Source organism: Streptomyces sp. LZ34 (assembly GCF_053890475.1).
In genome coordinates, this window is sequence record NZ_CM132680.1 from 7,887,459 (window position 1) to 7,907,343 (window position 19,885).

15 protein-coding genes and 1 pseudogene are annotated in these 19,885 nt (G+C 71.1%); 10 read left to right on the forward strand and 6 right to left on the reverse strand.

Going from position 1 to position 19,885, the window contains the following annotated elements:
* The first annotated feature begins 76 nt into the window (after positions 1–76).
* From ACWY4P_RS33035 to ACWY4P_RS33055, 5 genes are all read left to right on the forward strand, one after another.
* A complete protein-coding gene (locus ACWY4P_RS33035; RefSeq protein WP_456204190.1) occupies positions 77–1,876 on the forward strand; it encodes a DEAD/DEAH box helicase in 1,800 nt (599 codons plus the stop codon).
* Between the two features lie 315 nt (positions 1,877–2,191).
* Positions 2,192–2,833, forward strand: coding sequence for a helix-turn-helix domain-containing protein (locus tag ACWY4P_RS33040; RefSeq protein WP_456204191.1), 642 nt, complete (start codon positions 2,192–2,194; stop codon positions 2,831–2,833).
* 236 nt (positions 2,834–3,069) lie between these two features.
* A complete protein-coding gene (locus ACWY4P_RS33045) occupies positions 3,070–3,858 on the forward strand; it encodes a S16 family serine protease (protein ID WP_456204192.1) in 789 nt (262 codons plus the stop codon).
* A 66-nt stretch (positions 3,859–3,924) separates the two neighbouring features.
* Positions 3,925–4,851 (forward strand): DUF4132 domain-containing protein, encoded by a 927-nt coding sequence (locus ACWY4P_RS33050; protein WP_456204193.1) that lies wholly within the window; start codon positions 3,925–3,927, stop codon positions 4,849–4,851.
* Positions 4,841–7,624, forward strand: coding sequence for a hypothetical protein (locus ACWY4P_RS33055; protein ID WP_456204194.1), 2,784 nt, complete (start codon positions 4,841–4,843; stop codon positions 7,622–7,624). The genes ACWY4P_RS33050 and ACWY4P_RS33055 overlap by 11 nt, the downstream gene beginning before the upstream one ends.
* A gap of 13 nt (positions 7,625–7,637) precedes the next feature.
* Here ACWY4P_RS33055 and ACWY4P_RS33060 read toward each other — a convergent pair whose 3' ends face one another.
* From ACWY4P_RS33060 to ACWY4P_RS33070, 3 genes are all read right to left on the reverse strand, one after another.
* A complete protein-coding gene (locus tag ACWY4P_RS33060) occupies positions 7,638–7,856 on the reverse strand; it encodes a hypothetical protein (protein ID WP_456204195.1) in 219 nt (72 codons plus the stop codon).
* Between the two features lie 22 nt (positions 7,857–7,878).
* Positions 7,879–8,475 carry an ArsR/SmtB family transcription factor gene (locus ACWY4P_RS33065; protein WP_456204196.1) on the reverse strand — a complete coding sequence of 199 codons (597 nt, stop codon included), beginning with the start codon at positions 8,473–8,475 and terminating at the stop codon, positions 7,879–7,881.
* An 80-nt stretch (positions 8,476–8,555) separates the two neighbouring features.
* Positions 8,556–9,023 carry an Lrp/AsnC family transcriptional regulator gene (locus ACWY4P_RS33070; RefSeq protein WP_456204197.1) on the reverse strand — a complete coding sequence of 156 codons (468 nt, stop codon included), beginning with the start codon at positions 9,021–9,023 and terminating at the stop codon, positions 8,556–8,558.
* A gap of 136 nt (positions 9,024–9,159) precedes the next feature.
* On the opposite strand from ACWY4P_RS33070, the gene hppD reads away from it, so the two are divergent.
* The 3 genes from hppD to ACWY4P_RS33085 all read left to right on the forward strand — a co-directional run bounded on the left by hppD (position 9,160) and on the right by ACWY4P_RS33085 (position 12,126).
* Positions 9,160–10,317 (forward strand): 4-hydroxyphenylpyruvate dioxygenase, encoded by a 1,158-nt coding sequence (gene hppD, locus ACWY4P_RS33075; RefSeq protein WP_456204198.1) that lies wholly within the window; start codon positions 9,160–9,162, stop codon positions 10,315–10,317.
* Between the two features lie 155 nt (positions 10,318–10,472).
* Positions 10,473–10,661 carry a hypothetical protein gene (locus ACWY4P_RS33080; protein ID WP_456204199.1) on the forward strand — a complete coding sequence of 63 codons (189 nt, stop codon included), beginning with the start codon at positions 10,473–10,475 and terminating at the stop codon, positions 10,659–10,661.
* Positions 10,662–10,755: 94 nt separating this feature from the next.
* The gene (locus tag ACWY4P_RS33085; protein ID WP_456204200.1) at positions 10,756–12,126 is read left to right on the forward strand and encodes an FAD-binding oxidoreductase; all 1,371 of its coding nucleotides are present in this window, start codon (positions 10,756–10,758) and stop codon (positions 12,124–12,126) included.
* Positions 12,127–12,152: 26 nt separating this feature from the next.
* Here ACWY4P_RS33085 and ACWY4P_RS33090 read toward each other — a convergent pair whose 3' ends face one another.
* The gene (locus tag ACWY4P_RS33090) at positions 12,153–12,557 is read right to left on the reverse strand and encodes a hypothetical protein (protein WP_456204201.1); all 405 of its coding nucleotides are present in this window, start codon (positions 12,555–12,557) and stop codon (positions 12,153–12,155) included.
* 8 nt (positions 12,558–12,565) lie between these two features.
* Positions 12,566–17,242 carry a putative T7SS-secreted protein gene (locus ACWY4P_RS33095; protein ID WP_456204202.1) on the reverse strand — a complete coding sequence of 1,559 codons (4,677 nt, stop codon included), beginning with the start codon at positions 17,240–17,242 and terminating at the stop codon, positions 12,566–12,568.
* A gap of 237 nt (positions 17,243–17,479) precedes the next feature.
* On the opposite strand from ACWY4P_RS33095, the gene ACWY4P_RS33100 reads away from it, so the two are divergent.
* The gene (locus ACWY4P_RS33100; RefSeq protein ID WP_456204203.1) at positions 17,480–18,664 is read left to right on the forward strand and encodes an epoxide hydrolase family protein; all 1,185 of its coding nucleotides are present in this window, start codon (positions 17,480–17,482) and stop codon (positions 18,662–18,664) included.
* A gap of 55 nt (positions 18,665–18,719) precedes the next feature.
* On the opposite strand, the gene ACWY4P_RS33105 is transcribed toward ACWY4P_RS33100, so the two are convergent.
* Positions 18,720–19,280: a DinB family protein gene (locus ACWY4P_RS33105; protein WP_456204204.1), complete on the reverse strand. Its 561-nt coding sequence runs from the start codon at positions 19,278–19,280 to the stop codon at positions 18,720–18,722.
* A 47-nt stretch (positions 19,281–19,327) separates the two neighbouring features.
* Here ACWY4P_RS33105 and ACWY4P_RS33110 point away from each other — a divergent pair.
* Positions 19,328–19,782, forward strand: a pseudogene (locus tag ACWY4P_RS33110) (hypothetical protein); the annotation flags it as partial.
* Positions 19,783–19,885: the final 103 nt, after the last annotated feature.

Here is a 19,885-nt window from a genome sequence, read left to right on the forward strand (position 1 = left end):
GCCCCCAAGCGTGAAGGACGGCACCGGTAGGCTGACGCGGTCCCACCCCCGCCGCCGACTCAGCCCGACGGAGACCGTGACTACTACCGCCTCCTCCACGACCAGCCATCACCTCTCGCCCGCCTTCCCCGGCCGGGCTCCCTGGGGTACCGCGAGCAAGCTGCGCGCCTGGCAGCAGGGCGCGATGGAGAAGTACGTACAGGAGCAGCCCCGCGACTTCCTCGCCGTCGCCACGCCCGGCGCCGGCAAAACCACCTTCGCGCTGACGCTCGCCTCCTGGCTGCTGCACCACCACGTCGTGCAGCAGGTGACGGTCGTCGCGCCGACCGAGCACCTGAAGAAGCAGTGGGCGGAGGCCGCGGCCCGGATAGGGATCAAGCTCGACCCCGAGTACAGCGCCGGGCCCCTCGGGCGGGAGTACCACGGCGTCGCCGTCACCTACGCGGGCGTCGGCGTGCGGCCGATGCTGCACCGCAACCGCTGCGAGCAGCGCAAGACGCTGGTCATCCTCGACGAGATCCACCACGCCGGCGACTCCAAGTCCTGGGGCGAGGCGTGCCTGGAGGCGTTCGAGCCGGCGACCCGCCGGCTCGCGCTGACCGGCACCCCCTTCCGGTCCGACACCAACCCCATCCCCTTCGTCGTCTACGAGGAGGGGAACGACGGCATCCGGCGGTCGGCCGCCGACTACACGTACGGATACGGCAGCGCCCTGAACGACGGCGTCGTCCGGCCGGTCATCTTCCTCTCCTACAGCGGCAACATGCGCTGGCGGACCAAGGCCGGCGACGAGCTCGAAGCCCGGCTCGGCGAGCCGATGACCAAGGACGCCGTCTCGCAGGCATGGCGCACCGCGCTCGACGCGCGCGGCGACTGGATGCCGAACGTGCTGCGCGCCGCCGACCAGCGGCTCACCGAGGTCCGCAAGTCCATCCCGGACGCGGGCGCCCTCGTCATCGCGACCGACCAGGACTCGGCGCGCGCGTACGCCAAGCTGATCCGCGAGATCACCGGCACCAAGGCCACCATCGTGCTGTCCGACGACTCCGGGGCCTCACAGCGCATCGAGGACTTCAGCCACTCCGAAGACCGGTGGATGGTCGCGGTGCGCATGGTGTCGGAGGGCGTGGACGTGCCGCGCCTGGCCGTCGGCGTCTACGCGACCACCATCTCCACCCCGCTGTTCTTCGCGCAGGCCGTCGGCCGTTTCGTACGGTCCCGGCGGCGCGGCGAGACCGCCTCCGTCTTCCTGCCCACCATCCCCATGCTGCTCGGCTTCGCGAACGAGATGGAGGTCGAGCGCGACCACGTCCTCGACAAGCCCAAGAAGGAGGGCGAGGAGGAGGACCCGTACGCCGAGGAGGCGAAGCTCCTCGAGGAGGCCGAGAAGCAGCAGGACGAGGACACCGGCGAGCAGGACATGCTGCCCTTCGAGGCGCTGGAGTCGGACGCGGTCTTCGACCGGGTGCTCTACGACGGCGCCGAGTTCGGCATGCAGGCGCACCCGGGGAGCGAGGAGGAGCAGGACTACCTCGGCATCCCCGGGCTCCTGGAGCCCGACCAGGTGCAGATGCTGCTCCAGCGGCGGCAGGCGCGGCAGATCGCGCACAGCCGCAAGAAGCCGGACGCCGAGGCCGACCTGCTGGAACTCCCGGCGGAGCGGCGGCCGGTGGTCACCCACAAGGAGCTGCTCGAGCTGCGCAAGGAGCTCAACTCCTTGGTCGGGGCGTACGTCCACCAGAGCGGCAAGCCCCACGGGGTGATCCACACCGAGCTGCGCCGGGTGTGCGGCGGGCCGCCGAGCGCGGAGGCGACGGCCGGGCAGCTCCGGGAGCGGATCAAGAAGGTCCGGGAGTGGGCCACGCGGATGAGGTGACGGCGGCGGTGACGCCGTACGTCGGCGGAAGGGCTTCCCTGTAAGCCCTTCCGACCCGCCGAACCGGGATAAAAGCCCACCGTCCCGGCGTGCGCGAGGCCCTCGGCCCGGGAGCCCTGCTCGGATTCTGGACAAACTCTTCCGCTTAGCGGACCGGCTCGCTACCGTTCCGGCCAACGCACACGCCCCGTGGCAGCGCCGCCGCGGAGCGCAGCCGGTGCGTGCGAACACGACCGGCGGCCTCTGGCGCGCCGTCGTCGGGACCCGGCGGCGCCCTCCGCGAAGAGCCGCCACTCATACGGAGGAGGGGGCGTCGTGACCGCGGAGACCTCCCAGACGCTCGACCGGGGACTGCGCGTCCTCAAACTGCTCGCCGACACCGACCACGGGCTGACCGTGACCGAGCTGTCCAACAAGCTCGGCGTCAATCGCACCGTGGTGTACCGCCTGCTGGCCACGCTCGAGCAGCACTCCCTCGTACGCCGCGACATCGGCGGCCGCGCGCGGGTCGGGCTCGGCGTGCTACAGCTCGGCCGCCAGGTCCATCCGCTGCTGCGGGAGGCGGCACTGCCCGCGCTGCGCGCCCTCGCCGATGACATCGGCGCCACCGCACACCTCACCCTGGTCGACGGCACGGAAGCGCTGGCGGTCGCGGTCGTCGAGCCGACCTGGACCGACTACCACGTCGCCTACCGGGCCGGCTTCCGGCACTCGCTGGACCGCGGCGCCGCGGGGCGGGCCATCCTGGCCGCCCGCTCGGGCCGGGGCGGCGACCCCGGCTATGTCCTTACCCACGGCGAGCTGGAAGCGGGCGCGAGCGGCGCGGCCGCGGCGCTGGTCGGGGTGACCGGGCTCGAGGGCAGTGTGGGGGTGGTGATGCTCTGCGACGCGGTGCCGGAGCGAGTGGGGCCACGCGTGGTGGACGCGGCCCGCGAGGTCGCGGACGCCCTGCGCTGACGCCTGACGCCTGACGCCTGACGCTGACGTCTGACGCCCACGCCTCGCGCCGTACCCGCGCTCCTACGCCCGCGAGTGCCCTTGCCGGCGGCCGCCAGCCGTCGCCTGCCGCCCGCCTGCCGCCCCGCCGGTCGGACACCGGTCGCCCGTCGGCCGTCGGCCGTCGGCCACGGCGTCCGGCGCCCGGCGTGTGGGGTGGCGCCCCTCGTGTGCCGGCGGTCAACTACATTCACACCATGCCTGCCGTCTCCCCGCGCGCCCGGGTCATCGCGATCTGCTCCGCGCCCGTTCTCGCCCTCCTCGCGGTTGCCGCCTTCGCGCCGCTGCCCTACTCGGTGGCGGAGCCCGGCACGACCGTGAATGTCCTCGGTTCTGACCACGGCGGGCCGGTGATCAAGATCTCCGAGGCGAAGTCCCGGAAGACCACCGGGCAGCTGAGGATGACGACGATCGCGGCGACCGGGCCGGACGCCACGGTTCGGCTGAAGGACGTCATCGGCGGCTGGTTCGACACCGATCGCGCCGTGATGCCGCGCGACTCCGTCTACCCCGTCGGCAACTCGACCAAGGAGATCGAGGCGCACAACGCCGAGGAGATGCAGGAGTCCCAGGACGACGCCACCAGCGCCGCGCTCGGCTATCTCCACCTCTCCGCCAAGGACGTCAAGGTGCGGCTGCGCCTCGCGGACGTGGGCGGGCCGAGCGCCGGGCTGCTCTTCTCCCTCGGGATCGTGAACAAGCTGGACGGGGACGGCCGCGGCGGCGACCTCACCGGCGGCCGTACGATCGCGGGCACGGGAACGATCACGGCGGGCGGCAAGGTCGGCGCGGTGGGCGGGGTGCCGCTCAAGACGCAGGCCGCCAAGCGGGACGGGGCGACGGTCTTCCTGGTCCCGAAGGCGGAGTGCTCGGACGCCAAGGCCGAACTCCCCAAGGGGCTGCGGCTGATCCCCGTCACCACACTGAAGGGCGCGGTGAACTCGCTGGTGGCGCTGAAGTCGGGCGGCCAGGTGCCGCGCTGCTGAGTGGCTGCCGAGCGGCCTTCCACACACCCGGGGCCGACTGTCGTAGGGCCCTGTCATAGTCGGCCCATGTCCAAACATCCACTTGTGTGGGTTCCGGCCGTGGGCGGTCACGAACTGGCCTTGGACGGGACCACCCTCACCTGCCGTAACAGCAGTGGACGGATCCTGAAGTCGGTCCCGAAAGCCGTGCGCACGAGCCCGGCGGGCGAAAATCTGTCGGAGCTGCGCGACCGGCTGTTACGGCATGAGGCGGAGTGCCGGGCCACTGTGGACTCATGGCTGCTGGCCGGCGTGCCGATACCCGCCGCGCTCCTGGCCCGCGTGTGGCCGGACCCGGGCTGGCGCGCCTGCCTGCGGCATCTGGTGGTGATCGTGGACGGGCAGACCGGCGTGTTGACGGAGGTGAGCGAGGCGGGCCGTACGCGCCTGACGGGCAAGGACGGCACCCCGTACACCCCACCCGTGGGCCCGGTGTCCGTGCCGCACTCCGCCCTGCTGCCCGACGTCGCGGCATGGCAGAGCGCGCTGGACGCGGCGCAAACCGACCAGGGGATACCGCAGTTGGCCCGGGAGGTTCACCACCGCCCGGCTGATGCCGACCCCGAGGCCACCAGCATCGACGACTACTCGGGTGGCTACTTCGAGGAGCTGCGCCACGCCACGGCGCGCGCCGCCCAGCACGGCTTCGTCATGCGCGGCGGCTTCGCGGTGATCCGGACCGCAGACCGGACTGTCGACCCGGGCGCAGACCGGACCGTCGACCGGACCGTCGACCGGACCGCAGACCGGACTGTCGACCAGGGCCCCGCCGTTCAGGCCCGTTACTGGCTGGGCGCCGACGACCCCGGCCTGCCCGCCGAGACCGGGCGCCTGATCTGGGTCGACGAGGCCGAGCGCCCCGTTCCGCTCGGTGAGATCGGCCCGGTGGCCTGGTCCGAAGGGATCCGCATGGCCGCACTGATCTACGGGGGAAGGCAGATCCATGACCAGTGACCGCGGCGACCGCGAGCCCAGCGCCCCGATCGCGCTCGACGCGGGCCTCGCGCCCGTCGGCACCCCGGGCGGCGAGCCGATCACCGCCCGCCGCTACGACCACCCGCTGCTCGGCGGCCGGCCCGTCGTCCGGCTGACCGGGGAGGCCGCCGCACCCGGCGAGGACCGGCTGCTGGCCGCGGCCGGGTTCGCCGCCCCCGACGTCGGCCCACCGGTGGCGGCCGGGCGCCGCCGCGAGCTCGGCTATCCGGCCTGGGCCCTGATCCACGACCCCGGCAACGCGGACGTCGCACTGGCGGCGGCGCCCGAGATGGAGCGAGCCGAACGGCTGGTCAAAGCCAAACCCGGGCCCGCGCTGGAGATGTACGAGCGCCTCTGCGAGAGGCTTCCGTACGACCATCACCCGCCCTACTGGGAACAGGTCGGCCGGGCGATGGTCGCGGCCGGACGGCACAAGCAGGCCGCGATCATGTTCGGCAGGGCTCGGACGGCCGACCGTCACGCCACGGCCGTCGATCCCGCCCGGCGCCGCGCGGTCTTCCTGGAGTTCGCCCTCGCCGGGGCGCTCTCGGTCAAGGACATCAAGGCGTACGTGGCCGAACTGGCCCGAGGCGCCAACTCCGCCGACTCCTACCGCGAGCTGCGCGAGCTGGCCGTCCGCCGTACCCTCGGCGGCCTGCCGCCGTGGCCCGATATGCTCCCGCACCTCGCCAAGCTGGCGAAGGCCGCCGGTCTGGACGTCGTGGCCGAGTTCCGGCTGCTGCTGGAGACCCTGGTGGACGCACCGGCCCTGTGGCGGGCGGCGGACGGGTTCTGGACGTCCCCCTCCCAGCGCAAGCACCTGGCATCCGCGATCGCCGCGTCCGCCACGCTGCGGGAACGGCTGCTGTGGCAACTGACCGACCTGCCGCGCTCGGACCTGGACGCCTGGTGGACGGCCCTGCTGGAAGAGACGGGCGCCTTCGATGAACTGGCCGCCGCCGCCGACGCCGCCGACTGGCTGACCGCCACGATGGCCCGATACCGGGGGACCGGCCCCCGCGCCTGCCCCAAGGTCCCCGAGGAGCTGCTGCGGCTGCTCCCCGGGCTCGCGGATCGCATCCGTGACGCCGGCCCGCCCGTACGGTTCGGCGGCGGTTCGCCGGACCGACACTGGATCGACGCCGCCGCCCCCGGCCGCTGCCTGGCCGTCGGCATCCCGGTCGCGGGCCTCGATCCACACCAGCTGTTGGCCCACTGGCGCGACGCCGCCCGCGTCCCGCTCGAAACGCTGGCCGCCGACGCCCGGTTCGCGGATGCGCTCACCCGGTCCATCCGGTACGAGACCCGGAACGAGAGCTTCGGCGACCTGTGGACGGTCGAACCGCTGCGGCCCCTCCTGTGCGACATCGTCGACACCTGGCTGCGCGACGCGCGGTCCGGCGGCCTACAGGGCGCCCTCGACGCGCTCACCGCCCTCGACCACAGCATCGCTCTCGGCCGGCGGGCGCTGGCGGCGATGCCGGACCTGGCCGCCCGGATCGAGGGCATCGACCTGGTGGCACCGGTGACCCGGTCGCTGCGCGCGGGCATTCTCGACGAGGTGGGATGGCAGGCCCTGGACGAGGCCGCCGACGAGCTCAAGGGGGAGACCTACTGCCGGGCGAGCTGGCCGGTGCTGACGGCGCATGACCGGAGCCGTGCCATCGCGGTGGGGCCCGACGGCCGGATCGCGGAGCACGGGTACCGGGCGCCGCGCGGGGCGCGCCGGTTCGACTACGACGTCGAAGTCTTCTTCTCCGGCGGACAGTTCCTGGTGTGCCACTGGGTCAACGGCGAGTCCACGATCTACTGGTCCGACGCTCCGGACGACCAGTTCGCGGTGTCGTACCCGATGTGGAGATCGCACTACAACGAGCCCCCGCGCCGCGGCTATACCTTCCTGGCCCCGGACGGCCGCCGGTTCATGGGCCACCGCCCCCTCGCCCCGGACGACCGGCGGGTCGGGCCGAACGGCCATATGTTCCACGACGGCCGGACCTTTTGGTGGCACACCGAGACCGGATCCGAGCCCCGGGTGCGGCGGATCGACCTGGACGCCGGGGAGCTCGGCGAACCGGGCCTGCCGGACTTCCTCGATCCGTCCCTGCTGGGCGAGGGCGAGCACTGGGTCGTCAAGTCCTCGTCGCTGGCACCGCTGCCCGACGGCGTCACCGCGTCACCGCTGGGCACCGACGGCACCCACGTGGGCCTGCGGGTCGCCCGGGACCGTAGCACGGGGCGGTTCCGCTACCACCGCATCGACGGCGTCGACGGCGTGATCGACCTGCCGCCCGGCTCGAAGGGACCCTGGGGCTTGCTCGACATACCGGGCGCGGCCGGCCGCCTGCTGCTCGAAGGCGACCACGAAGTCACCGCCCGAGACCCGGAAACGGGTGCCCCTCACTGGCGGGTGGGGATGAAGAACCGCTCCTGGATGTCTTCTGAACCATCCCCGATGGCCGAGGGGACGTCGCGCATGCCGCCGTCCGCCTTCTGGCACTTCCTCACCCCCCGGGACCCCGCCGGGTCACGGGCCCTGAGGGAGATCTCCGAAGACACGGTGCGCCGACTGCTCGCGGCCGCGGCCACCTCGCAGGCGGCGCTGACCACCGCCGTCCAGTCGCTGCTGCCCGAGGTGGGCCACCCGCTGCTGCTCCGGGGAATCGTCGGATTCGTTCAGGAGGCGGCCCGGGGGGTCCGCACCCGGGACAAGATCCTCTCGCGGCTCAAGAAGGCTGGGACGGGTGCCTGACCGGCCGGGACGGTCACAGCCTGGCCGCCAGGCCCGGCTGTTGCCCCGGCCGGGGGCGCGGCGTCGCGAGGCGCAGGCCCACCTCGACCAGCGTCCAGCCGAGACGGTTCCGCAGCCGACGGGGCTGACGTGGCCGGCGGGGTGGGCGGCGCGGGCGGGCGCGCTGGGCCTCGCGGCGCAGCCGCTCGGCCCGGATGCGGTGCAGCCGCAGATGGATGTCGTCGCCGTACATGGTCGTTCCCCCCAGGGGTCGGTCAGCCCTCGTCGCGCGGGAAGGCGTGCAGATGGACGCGGAAGCGGGCCGAGTCCTCGGCATCCTGGCCCACTTCCTTCTCGCGGTAGCTATTGATCACCTCGTGCACCTTGTCGCGCATCTCCGCGGCGAGCTCAGGGGTGAGACGGATGGTGAAGTCGCTGATGTCCCAGGCGCGGCGCCACTCCTCGGGCCACTCGCGCCAGCTGCCGAGCCAGGTGGATATCTCCTGGCCGTGGGTGGTGGCGAGCTCGTACAGCATGGTGCTCATCGCGCCGCGCACGGATGGGTCGGCGTCGCGCAGCAGCTCGTCGACACCCATTTGGATGCCGCGCTGTGCGCTCTTCCACCACCGCTCGCGCCCCTTGCCCCGCTCCGTGTCCTCCACGACGAAGCCGTATGTGGCCAGCTGCCGCAGGTGGTAGCTGGTGGCGCCGCTCGACTCGCCGAGCCGGTCGGCGAGTTGGGAGGCGGTGGCCGGGCCGTACTCGCGCAGTGCGTCGAGCAGGCGCATCCGCAATGGGTGCGCCAGTCCGCGTAGGGAGCGGGCGTCGAGCACCCGTACGTCGTCGGGCACCGGCTTCTCGTTCTCGGCCATGGCAGCAGCGTAAGCATGCAAAGACTCTGTTGCAAGGGTTCCTTTGCAACAGAGTCTTTGGAAGGTCGGGCGCCCCCGGATCAGTCCTCCGCCGCCTGCTTGACCAGGGGGATGATCCGCAGCGGCACGGCGTTCTCCATCACGATCGTCGTCGAGGCCCGCACGATGCCCTCGAACCCCACCACCCGGTCGATCACCCGCTGAAGATCGGCGTTGGAGCGGGCGACCAGGCGGCAGAGCATGTCGCCGTGGCCGGTGGTGGTGTGCAGCTCCAGCACCTCCGGGACGCCCGCCAGATGGCTCCGTACGTCCGGGCCCTGGCCCTGCTTGATCTCCAGGGTCGCGAACGCGGTGACCGGATAGCCGATGGCCGCCGGGTCCACCTCGGGTCCGAAGCCCCGGATCACGCCCTGGGCCTGGAGCCGGTCCAGCCGCGCCTGTGCCGTGCCGCGCGCGACGCCGAGCCGGCGGGACGCCTCCAGCACGCCGATCCGGGGCTCCTCGGCGAGTAGTTCGATCAGTCGGGCGTCGAGCCGGTCGATTGCCACGGTGATCCTCCTGTCGAGAGCGTGAGGGTGGTCACTGTGTACAGATTGCCTGGCGACTCCCCGCAATGGCTACACAGACTGCCCAGCGAATCAGCGAACTGTTGCGCATCCTGAGTCATGGAGTCACGGTGAAGATATGACTGAGACCTTGGATCACACCCTGGCCGTGACGGGAGAAGGCGCGCGTCGGGCGGACCCCTTCCCGGTGAAGGGGATGGACGCGGTCGTCTTCGCCGTCGGCAATGCCAAGCAGGCCGCGCACTACTACTCCACCGCGTTCGGCATGAGGCTCGTCGCCTACGCGGGGCCCGAGAACGGCAGCCGGGAGACCGCGAGCTATGTCCTCGTCTCCGGCGGCGCCCGCTTCGTGTTCACCTCCGTCATCAAGCCCACCACCGCATGGGGCGCCTTCCTCGCCGAGCATGTCGCGGCCCATGGTGACGGCGTGGTCGACCTGGCCATCGAGGTGCCGGACGCGCGCGCCGCGTACGCGTACGCCACCGCCCACGGCGCCTCCGGCATCGAGGAGCCGCACGAGGTCAAGGACGAGTACGGCACGGTGGTGCTCGCCTCCATCGCCACGTACGGCGACACCCGCCACACCCTTGTCGACCGCTCCGGCTACACCGGCCCCTATCTCCCCGGCTTCGCCCCCGCCGACCCGCTGGTCGAGCCGCCCGTCCGCCGGAACTTCCAGGCCATCGACCACTGCGTGGGCAATGTCGAGCTGGGCCGGATGAACGAGTGGGTGGCCTTCTACAACGACGTCATGGGCTTCACCAACATGAAGGAGTTCGTGGGCGACGACATCGCCACCGAGTACTCCGCGCTGATGTCGAAGGTCGTCGCGGACGGCACCCGCAAGGTGAAGTTCCCGCTCAACGAGCCCGCCGTCGGCAAGAAGAAGTCCCAGATCGACGAGTATCTGGAGTTCTACGGCGGCCCCGGCGTCCAGCACATCGCGCTCGCCACGAACGACATCGTCGCGACCGTACGGGCCATGCGCGCGGCCGGTGTCCAGTTCCTGGACGCCCCCGAGTCGTACTACGACACGCTCGGCGACTGGGCCGGCGAGACCCGGGTGCCCCTGGAGACGCTGCGCGAGCTGAAGATCCTCGCCGACCGCGACGAGGACGGCTATCTGCTGCAGATCTTCACCAAGCCGGTCCAGGACCGCCCGACCGTCTTCTTCGAGCTGATCGAGCGGCACGGCTCGATGGGCTTCGGGAAGGGGAACTTCAAGGCGCTGTTCGAGGCGATCGAGCGCGAGCAGGCCAAGCGCGGCAACCTCTGACGACCCCTTTGTCCCTGACCCTGCCCCCGGCCCCTTGCGCGAAAGTACGAACTAAAGCTGTTACGAACTTCGGACCGTCTACACTCGGCGCGTTGCTATCCATTACAACCCCGCGTGGTGTATGGGGAGTTGTCGAGGTTCGAATGGTGCAAGACGTGCAGGACATATACGCCAAAGGGCGGCTGACCAGGAATAAGTTCGCCCTCGGGGGAGGGAAGGCCACCGCCTCGGGCGCGCTGGGAGTGCTCGCTGTCCCCGCGCCCGAGGCGACCGTGGACGAGGCGCCGGCCGCCGAGGGCGGCCCGCGGGAGCTGCCGGCCCTGACGGCCCAGGAACAGCCTTAGGTCGTAGCTCCGGCGCCGACCCAGGCACCCGCTCCCGGACCACCGCCGCCGTGCCGATCTTCCTTCCTGGACGGTCGGGTGCGAATCTGGAGCCATGGCTGACCTGATCGAAATGCTGCGGGAGGGCCTCCCCTCCGAGACCGTCGTGACCGACCCCGACGTCATGAGCTCGTACGCCAACGACATGGCGAGCTTCTGCGAGGCGGGCACCCCGGCCGTCGTCGTCCTCCCGCGCAGCGTCGAGCAGGTGCAGCACGTGATGCGCACCGCGACCCGCTTGCGCGTCCCGGTCGTCCCGCAGGGGGCTCGTACGGGCCTGTCGGGCGCCGCCAACGCCTCCGACGGCTGTATCGTCCTCTCCTTGATCAAGATGGACCGGATCCTGGAGATCAACCCGGTGGACCGGATCGCGGTCGTCGAGCCGGGCGTGGTCAACGCCGTCCTGTCGCGCGCCGTCATGGAGCGTGGCCTCTACTACCCGCCGGACCCCTCCAGCTGGGAGCAGTGCACCATCGGCGGCAACATCGGCACCGCCTCCGGCGGCCTGTGCTGTGTGAAGTACGGCGTCACCGCCGAATACGTACTGGGCCTGGACGTCGTCCTCGCCGACGGCCGCCTGCTGAAGACCGGCCGCCGCACCGCCAAGGGCGTCGCGGGTTATGACATGACCCGGCTGTTCGTCGGCTCCGAAGGCAGCCTCGGGATCGTCGTCCGCGCCGTGCTCGCCCTCAAGCCCGCCCCGCCCGAGCAGCTGGTTCTCGCCGCCGAGTTCCCCTCCACCGCGGCCGCCTGCGACGCCATCTGCAAGATCATGGAGCGCGGACACACGCCCTCGCTCCTCGAACTCATGGACCGCACCAGCGTCCGCGCGGTCAACGCATCGGCCAACATGGGCCTGCCGGACTCCACCGAGGCCCTGCTCATGGCCGCCTTCGACACCCCGGACCCCGCCGCCGACCTCGCCGCCGTCGGCGAGCTGTGCACCGCCGCGGGCGCCACCGAGGTCGTCCCCGCCGAGGACGCCGCCGAGTCCGACCTGCTGCTCCAGGCCCGCCGGCTGACCCTCCCGGCTCTGGAGGCGGTCAAGGGCGTCACGATGATCGACGACGTCTGCGTCCCGCGCTCGCGGCTCGCCGCCATGATCGACGGGACCGCCGCGATCGCCGAGAAGTACGCCCTGACCATCGGCGTCGTCGCCCACGCCGGCGACGGCAACACCCACCCGACCGTCTGCTTCGACCCCTCCGACCCGGACGAGTCGCGGCGCGCCCGGGAGTCCTTCGACGAGATCATGGCGCTGGGCCTCGAGCTGGGCGGCACGATCACGGGGGAGCACGGGGTGGGGGTGCTCAAGCGCGAGTGGCTGGCGCGGGAACTCGGCCCGGTGGGGGTGGAGTTGCAGCGCGGCATCAAGCAGGTCTTCGATCCGCTGGGCCTGCTGAATCCGGGCAAGCTCTTCGTGTAGCCAGTCCGTGCGGCTGTTCCTTCGGGCTATTCCTTTCCCCTGGCTCGGTATGCCTCCCACGCCATCCAGTGGAGGAGCTGGTCCCTGACCTTCGCCTTGGCGGCGGGCAGTGACGCGAAATCCGCTTTGGTGATGTCGAGCCTGGCGAACTCGCATCGCGGCCTTTCCCCGTAAGGCAGCTCCATGGGGTGCGGAAAGGCCGCGATGAGGCACATCCAGCTCTTCACGGGGGAAGACTCCAGGAGATACGGGATCACCACAAAGCTCTCCCCGGCTTCCAGGTCGAGGCTGTCGCCCTTCCTGCTGAAGCCACTCGTCCGCGCGGTTTCCACCAGTTCCCGCATCCGGGACCGCGACGCCGTCCTGACGGCGGCCGGGACGGGCCAGCCGAGCCCGGACTGGACCGACCGGGCCCGGCCGGCTCTGCGCAACCAGTTCCTCATGGCACAACCCAGACCTCTGTATCGGGGGTGATGCCTGGAGAATACGGGTCGTGTATGCGATCCAGGGCTTCGCCGATGCGATGGTTTCCGTTATCCAGTGCCCCGTCTCTGATAACGACTACGCCGCCCACCTCATCCGGGTTGTTGATTGATTCCAGCAGGCGTTCGTCGTCCATTCCGCGGATGGCCGACAGTTTCTCCGGGTCTCCGCGGTCGGGCAGTCTGAGGTCTTCCAGATCGCCGAGTCTCATGGGGACCCGCTTGGCCCTCATCGCCGCGTCGGCCATTTCCTCAGCGCTGGGTTGGCGGGTGAAGACCTTGCTGAGGAATCTCCCGATTCCGGAACGAGTTTCGCCGTCGGGGTACGGCCCGAGCCCGAGCGGGTCGCTCCAGGTGTGGGGGTTGTGGACGTAGGTGGCGGGGTTGGGGGCGGGGAGCAGGCCGAGGGGGTCGGGGGTGAGGTAGCGGGCGGTGGTGGGGTCGTAGTAGCGGTGGTGGTTGTAGTGGAGGCCGGTTTCGGGGTCGTAGTACTGGCCGGGGAAGCGGAGAGGTGTGTAGGTGGTGCTGGTGGCGGCCCAGGTGGTGGTGCCCCACAGGGTGGTGCGGGCGTGCCAGGCGAGCTCTCCGGACTCGTCGACGAGGTGGGTGGGGGTGCCGACGAGATCGGTGACGATGGCGAAGAAGCGCTGGTCGACCTCGCGTTGGGTGGTGGTGTCGGTGATCCGCTCGGTCTGGGCGATGGGGTGGCGGCCCTGGTGGTCCCAGGTGAGGGTGATGGGGCGGGGGAGGCCCGGTGTGCTGGTGGTCTGTTCGATGAGGGTGGAGCCGTCCCAGGTGAAGTCCACCTGTTCCAGGACCGTTTCGGCGTCGTCCGCCAGGCGTTGTTTGGCGGTGCGGCGGCCGAAGGGGTCGTACAGGTAGCGCCACACGGTGCCGTCGGGGGTGGTGACCGTGGTCAGGCGGTCCTCGGCGTCCCAGGTGTAGTGCCAGGTGTCGGGCTTGCGGGAGAGGCGGGTTTTCTGGCGGAGGGTGAGGCGGCCCGCTTCGTCGTGTTCGTAGCGGATGTCTCCGGCGCGGGTGATCCGGGTGCCGGTGTAGGCGCGGGGGCCGGTGGTGTCGGTGCCGGGGTGGCGCTCCGGCCAGCCGGCGTGGGTCTGGTTGCCCGCCTCGTCGTAGGCGTAGCTCTCGGTCCAGTTCGGGGCCCGGACGGTGGTGACGCGGCCCGCCGCGTCGAGGTCGAAGGCGCGGTGGCCGGTGAGCCGGTCGTCGATGCCGGTGAGGTGGCCGTCGGGGCGGTAGGTGTAGGCCCGGTGGTGGAGGGGATCGGAGGCGGCGGGGCCGGTGAGGGTCTGTTCGGTGAGCCGGCCGAGGGGGTCCCGGACGGTGGTGAGGGTGAGGGCCCCGCTGATGTGGCGGCTGGTCTCGCGGCCCGCGGCGTCGTGGTCGAAGTCGAGGGTGTGGCCGGAGGCGGTGAGGGCGGTGCGGTGGCCCGCCGCGTCGTAGGCGTACGCGGTGGTGGCGCCGGTGGGGGTGGTGCGGCGGGTGAGGCGGCCCAGGGCGTCGTAGGTGTGGGCCAGGACCCGGCCGCCGATCATCTCGGATTTGACGCGGCCCATGCGGTCGCGCTGGTAGACCACCTCGGTGTCGGGTCCGGTGGCCGAGGTGAGGCGTCCGGCGGGGTCGTAGGCGTAGGCGGTGGTCCGGCCGTCGGCGGTCTTGCGGACGGTGCGGCCGAGCGCGTCGCGCTCGAAGGCCACCGTCTGACCGAGCGGGTTGGTGCGGGCCGTGAGCTGTCCCGCCGCGTCGTGGGCGTAGGTGTGGGTGCGGTCGTCGAAGTCGGTCTCGGCGACCAGGCGTCCGGCCGGGTCGTAGTCGTACGACCAGGTCAGGCCCTGGGGGTTGGTGACCTGGGTGAGGCGCAGCGCGGTGTCGTGGGCGAACTCGTAGCGCACCCCGTCCGGGCCGGTCCGGGCGGTGAGCAGGTCGAAGTGCGTGTACTCGTAGGTGGTCGTGGAGCCGACCGGGTCGGTGTGGCTGGTGCAGTTGCCCTCACCGTCGTACGCCCAGCTCTCCTGGGACCCGTCGGCGTTGGTGCGGCGCGCGAGTCTGCCCTCGACTGTCCACTCCAGCCGGGTGGCGTGGCCGAGCGGGTCGGTGATCGTGGTGGGACGGCCGAACGGGTCGCGGCGGTAGTGGGTGATGGCGCCCAGCGGGTCCGTGATCTCCACCGGCAGGCCCGCGGCGTCGCAGCGGAGGTGGGTGGTCCCGCCGAGGGCGTCGGTGACGGCGGCCAGGTGGCCGTGGTCGTCGTACGCATAGCGGGTGGTGTGGCCGGCCGGGTCGGTGAGGCTGGTGGGGTGGCCCGCCTCGTCGTAGGTCTGCCGCCAGGTGGCGCCGTCCGCGCCGGTCAGGGTGAGGGGGAGGCCGAGCGCGTCGTAGGTGGCGGAGGCCTCGTGCCCGTCGGGGTGGGTGACCTTGGTGAGGTGTCCGTCCTCGTCGTAGGTGTGGGTGGTGGTGTGGCCGAGCGGGTCGGTGCGGGTCAGGGGCCGGTGGTGGCGGTCGTACGTGGCGCGGGTGGTGTGGCCGAGGGGGTTGGTCGCGGCGGTGACCTGGCAGGCGTCGTTGATGACGTAGCGGCTGGCGTGGCCGTCGGGGGTGGTGACGGTGGTGATGCGGTGGCCGGTGGTCTGGTCGGCGTCGTGGTAGTCGATACGGACCGATATGTGGCCTGCTTCGCCGCCTTCCGCGATGCAGCGGTCGCGGTTGTCGTAGACGTAGTCGTAGCGGCGGTCGTTGGTGTCGGTCCAGGAGATGACGCGGGCTTCGTCGTCGTACTCGAACCGCAGGGGGAGGCCGGAGGAGTTGATGACCTCGGTGAGGTTGCCGTCGGTGTAGCGGTAGCGGAGCAGCTCCTGGTCCGAGCCGTCGGGCGCGGCACCGGCCAGGTGGAGGGCGGTGATCCGGCCGTTGTGCGTGGTCAGCTTCAGGTGATAGCCGGCGGAGTGCACGATGCCGGTGGGCGCCCCGTCGCTGTCGTGGTCGAAGGTGATGAAGTGGCCGCTTCGGTCCGTGATCCGCTCCAGCCGCGCGACCCCGTCACCCCTGCCCTCCGGGCCGGTGAAGTGGAGGGTGCCGCCGGTGGCGGGGTCGGTGAGGGTGTAGTCGCCGTCGGCGTCCCGCTCCAGCGGCCACCGCGGACCCGCCACCGGGAGCGTCGGCAGGCCGGGGGCCGGGTGCGGATAGGACAGCAGCAGCCCGTCCTCGCTGACGAACACGACGCCCTCGGCGTCGATCTCCAGCCGCTGGTCGGCGGTGCTCGACCACGACGGCCCGAACCAGCCCCCCGCCGCATACCCGGACTCCACCCGGCGCCGGAAGACCAGCGGCAGCTCGCCCGGCAGCGCCACATCCGTCTGCGGCAGGAACATCTTCCCCGTCGCCAGGTCCACCGGATCCGTGCCGTTGCAGGTCTTCCCGGCATCCTTGCGCGCGAAGGGATGCGACCCCTCCTTGCGCAGCGCCGCACGCGCCGCGTCCTCCCCGCCCCGGGCGTACTTGGCCGCCGCCATGCCCTCCCGGGCCATACCGAGACCCTTGGTCCCGACCAGCTCGGGCACCAGACGCCCCAGCCCCTCCGCCGGGTCCTTGGCGAAGGCGTCGAGCATGTTCTTGCCCGCACCCACCGGGTCATTGGCCACCGTGACCAGCCCGGCCGCGGTGCTGTTCAGATTCGTGACGTACTCAGCCGGGTGCGTGATGTTGTACAGGTCCAGCGGATTGAGCTGGCGGGCGAAGTTGACCAGGCCCGCCGTCCCCTTCACCACACCCCCGACCAAGTGCGACGAGTCCAGCTGCAGGCCCTCCAGGCCGTCCCCCACCTGCTCGGCGTAGGAGGGCTTGGGCGGAGCGGCATCCCGCGCCTGCGCCACCGCCTTCACCGCCGTCTCCTCCGCCTTGTTCCGCTGCCGCCGCGCCTCGTCCAGCTTCTCCTGCGCCGCCTTGGCCTTGGCGGGTCCCGGGTCGGCGAAAGCCGCCGGCTCCTTCGGCTTGGCCCCCGGCTCCTTGCCGTCCTCCACGGCGGCCTTGTACTTATCCACCGCCGCGTTGTACGTGTCCACCTTCCCGTTGTAGGCCGACCGCGCTTCCTCCGATGCCTTCTTGGCGGCCTTGTAGGCGTCGATCGCCTCCTGTGCCTGGCCCTGTGCCCACTCGACGGTGCCCGCGAAGCCTTCCAGTGCCACCGCGGCTTTCTCGCAGGCGTCGGCGGCTTTGAACCACTTCTTCGGCTCGATGGAGACCTTGTCGCGGAAGGCGTCCGCGCTTTTGCCCTTGAGGTGGGAGGCGTCCAGCCCTTTGAGGCCGTTGCCGACCTGGTCGAAGGCCTTCTGGAAGTCCCGCAGATGTGTGGCGGTGGACCGGAGCTTGCCGGCGCTGCCGAAGATGAGTTTCTTCGGGTCCTCGGTCTCGTCCAGCCGCATCTCGGCGACATCGGCGCCCAGGGCGTTCGCCGCCGAACGGGACTTGTCACGGACCCAGTCCGCTCCGCTCTCCCATCCGACCTTGTCCAGACCCTCTGCGGTCTTGTTGCCCAGCCACTCGACACCGTCCCCGACGGCCTCCGTGCCCGACTCGACCGCGTCGTCCAGCCAATCGGGGGTCAGATCCCACCCCATCAGCGGGACGCCTTGGACACCTGGAACAACTTGAACACCTGGAAAGGCCATCTAGGCCGAGATTCGGCCATGCACCCTAGCAGCCCCATGACGCCCCCGTCTCCCCGGTCAAACACTGAGCACTGCACGACAGTATTCACAAAAGAGGAGGTAGCCGCTATCGCAAGGTGCCGTTAACGGACGGTGGCGGCTTTAATCCGTTCGCCTCGCAAACCTGGCGGATCTAGCATCCATCGGATGACGACCCTGGCCGAGACCATTCGCCCGTTCCGCATCGACATCCCCCAAGCCGAGCTGGACGATCTGCACGCGCGGCTCGACCACACACGATGGCCCGACGAACTCCCGGGCGTGGGCTGGGCGTACGGCATCCCGCGCGACTATCTACGGGAGCTCGTACGGTACTGGCGCCACACATACGACTGGCGGGCCGCCGAAGCCCGGCTGAACCAGTGGCCGCAGTTCACCACGACGATCGACGGGGCGAACATCCACTTCGCCCACATCCGCTCCCCCGAACCGGACGCCACCCCGCTGATCATGACGCACGGCTGGCCGGGCTCCATCGTCGAATTCACCCAGGTCGTCGGCCCCCTCACCGACCCACGGGCCCACGGCGGCGACCCCTCCGACGCGTTCCACCTCGTCCTGCCGAGCATCCCGGGGTTCGGCCTCTCGGGGCCGACGCGGGAGACCGGCTGGGAGTACGAGCGAGTCGCCGCCGCGTTCGCCGAGCTCATGGAGCGCCTCGGCTACCGGCGATACGGCGCCCAGGGCGGCGACTACGGAGCCGCCATCTCCCGCGAACTCGGCCGCACCCACCCCGACCGGATCATCGGCGTCCACCTCAACCTCATCCCCGACTCCGCCGTCACCGAGGAACCCGACCCCACCCACCTGGCCACCCTGCCCCCGGCCGAACGCGCCCGCACCCTCGCCTCCTGGGAACGGGCCCAGCAGTGGGCCCGCGACCGCCAGGGCTACGCCGACATCCAGTCCACCCGCCCCCAGACCCTGGCCTACGGGCTCACCGACTCACCGGTCGGCCAGCTCGCCTGGATCGCCGAGAAATTCAAGGAATGGACGGACTCCCGCGACCACCCCGAAGACGCGGTCGACCGCGACCAGCTCCTCACCAACGTCATGCTCTACTGGCTGACCGGCACCGCCGGCTCCTCGGCCCGCATCTACTACGAACGCCGCCACGCCCCCTACTGGGGCACACCCCCCAAACTCTCGACCGCCCCGACGGCCCTCGCCGCCTTCCCCCGCGAGAACTTCATCCCGCTGCGGCATATCGCGGAGCGGACGAACAACATCGTGCGGTGGACGGAGTACGAGCGGGGCGGCCATTTCGCGGCCATGGAACAGCCGGACCTGCTGGTCGCGGACATCCGCGCGTTCTTCCGCGACCTCGGGTGATGGGGGCGCGCCGGGGCGCGGGGGCTCCGGCGGCGGATGCGACCCCCGGCCCTCGTCACTGGCCCACCCTCCCGTCGATGCACTCGCGCAACAGGTCGGCGTGTCCGCAGTGGCGGGCATACTCCTCGATCCTGTGCACCATCAGCTCCCGGACCGCGATCCCGTCCTTCCCCAGACGCTCGCTCAGATCCGGGTGCTCGGCCAGCGCGGCGTCGGTCGCGGCCTGCTCCCGCTCCAGAGCGGAGTACGCAGCGTCGACCTCGGCCTGCTCGGCGACAGCTCCGTCGAAGTCCCCGTCACCCTCGCCGTACAGCTTCGGCAGCGGATCACCGTCGCTGATCCAGTTACGCCAGTCCCGTTCCACCTCGACGAGGTGCCGAACCAGGCCGAGCAGCGACATCGTCGACGGCGGAACCGACCGCCGGGCCAGTTGCTCCGCGTCCAGGCCCTCGCACTTCATCCGCAGGGTCATGCGGTAGTTCGTCAGGAAGTCCTGAAGCGTCGCAGCCTCGCCGTCCGGACTGACACCTTCGCTGTTGCGGGGGTCGTCGTCCGGGTCAGCCCACATGTCGGGGTAGACAGTTGCCCGGCTCCATCGTGCGGGTTGGTCACTCATGCGTTCCATGTTCGTCGGTGAGGGCCCAAGCTCGCCAGTGCCCCGCGTTGCTTCGGGTGCTGCTTGTGGGCGGCGTAGTTGTCAATCAACTGGGCCCGTTGGCGCGCCCGGCGCTCCGGCTGCATCCCCGCCCCGGTTCTCCGTCGCCGTACGACAGTTCGGTCGGCGGACCGCTGCTGTGGCCCGCCGAAGAGCCGTGGCCGTACTGCGACGAGTGGCACGAGGGGCCGGTCGCCATGCTGCCCGTGGCCCAGCTTTACGTGCGCGACGTACCCTTGCTGCGACCGCCCGGACAGGCCGATCTGCTCCAAGTGCTGTGGTGTCCCTTCGAGCACCCGCCGGAGTACAAGCCTCCGACCGCGCTGTTCTGGCGATCCGCCGCCGAGGTCACCGACGTCCCCTCGCCGCGCCGCCCGAGCCGTCTGAGGTGGAGTACGACACCTACGTGCCGGAGCCCTGTGTGCTCGCGCCGGAGCAGATCACCGAGTATCCCAACCTGCTGGCGAGCCGTGAACGCACCTCACCTCGTCGCCCTCGTCCGCGCCGGAGCCCACTTCGAACGCGGTCACCTCGTCGAACGCACTGAAACTCTCGCGGCATGAACA

What these genes read in the sequence shown, in the direction of transcription:
- ACWY4P_RS33045 (WP_456204192.1), top strand. Translation starts at nt 3,070, where the DNA reads ATGCCTGCCGTCTCCCCGCGCGCCCGGGTCATCGCGATCTGCTCCGCG.
- ACWY4P_RS33050 (WP_456204193.1), top strand. Translation starts at nt 3,925, where the DNA reads ATGTCCAAACATCCACTTGTGTGGGTTCCGGCCGTGGGCGGTCACGAA.
- ACWY4P_RS33055 (WP_456204194.1), top strand. Translation starts at nt 4,841, where the DNA reads ATGACCAGTGACCGCGGCGACCGCGAGCCCAGCGCCCCGATCGCGCTC.
- ACWY4P_RS33060 (WP_456204195.1), bottom strand. Translation starts at nt 7,856, where the DNA reads ATGTACGGCGACGACATCCATCTGCGGCTGCACCGCATCCGGGCCGAG.
- ACWY4P_RS33065 (WP_456204196.1), bottom strand. Translation starts at nt 8,475, where the DNA reads ATGGCCGAGAACGAGAAGCCGGTGCCCGACGACGTACGGGTGCTCGAC.
- hppD (WP_456204198.1), top strand. Translation starts at nt 9,160, where the DNA reads ATGACTGAGACCTTGGATCACACCCTGGCCGTGACGGGAGAAGGCGCG.
- ACWY4P_RS33085 (WP_456204200.1), top strand. Translation starts at nt 10,756, where the DNA reads ATGGCTGACCTGATCGAAATGCTGCGGGAGGGCCTCCCCTCCGAGACC.
- ACWY4P_RS33095 (WP_456204202.1), bottom strand. Translation starts at nt 17,242, where the DNA reads ATGGGGTGGGATCTGACCCCCGATTGGCTGGACGACGCGGTCGAGTCG.
- ACWY4P_RS33100 (WP_456204203.1), top strand. Translation starts at nt 17,480, where the DNA reads ATGACGACCCTGGCCGAGACCATTCGCCCGTTCCGCATCGACATCCCC.
- ACWY4P_RS33105 (WP_456204204.1), bottom strand. Translation starts at nt 19,280, where the DNA reads ATGAGTGACCAACCCGCACGATGGAGCCGGGCAACTGTCTACCCCGAC.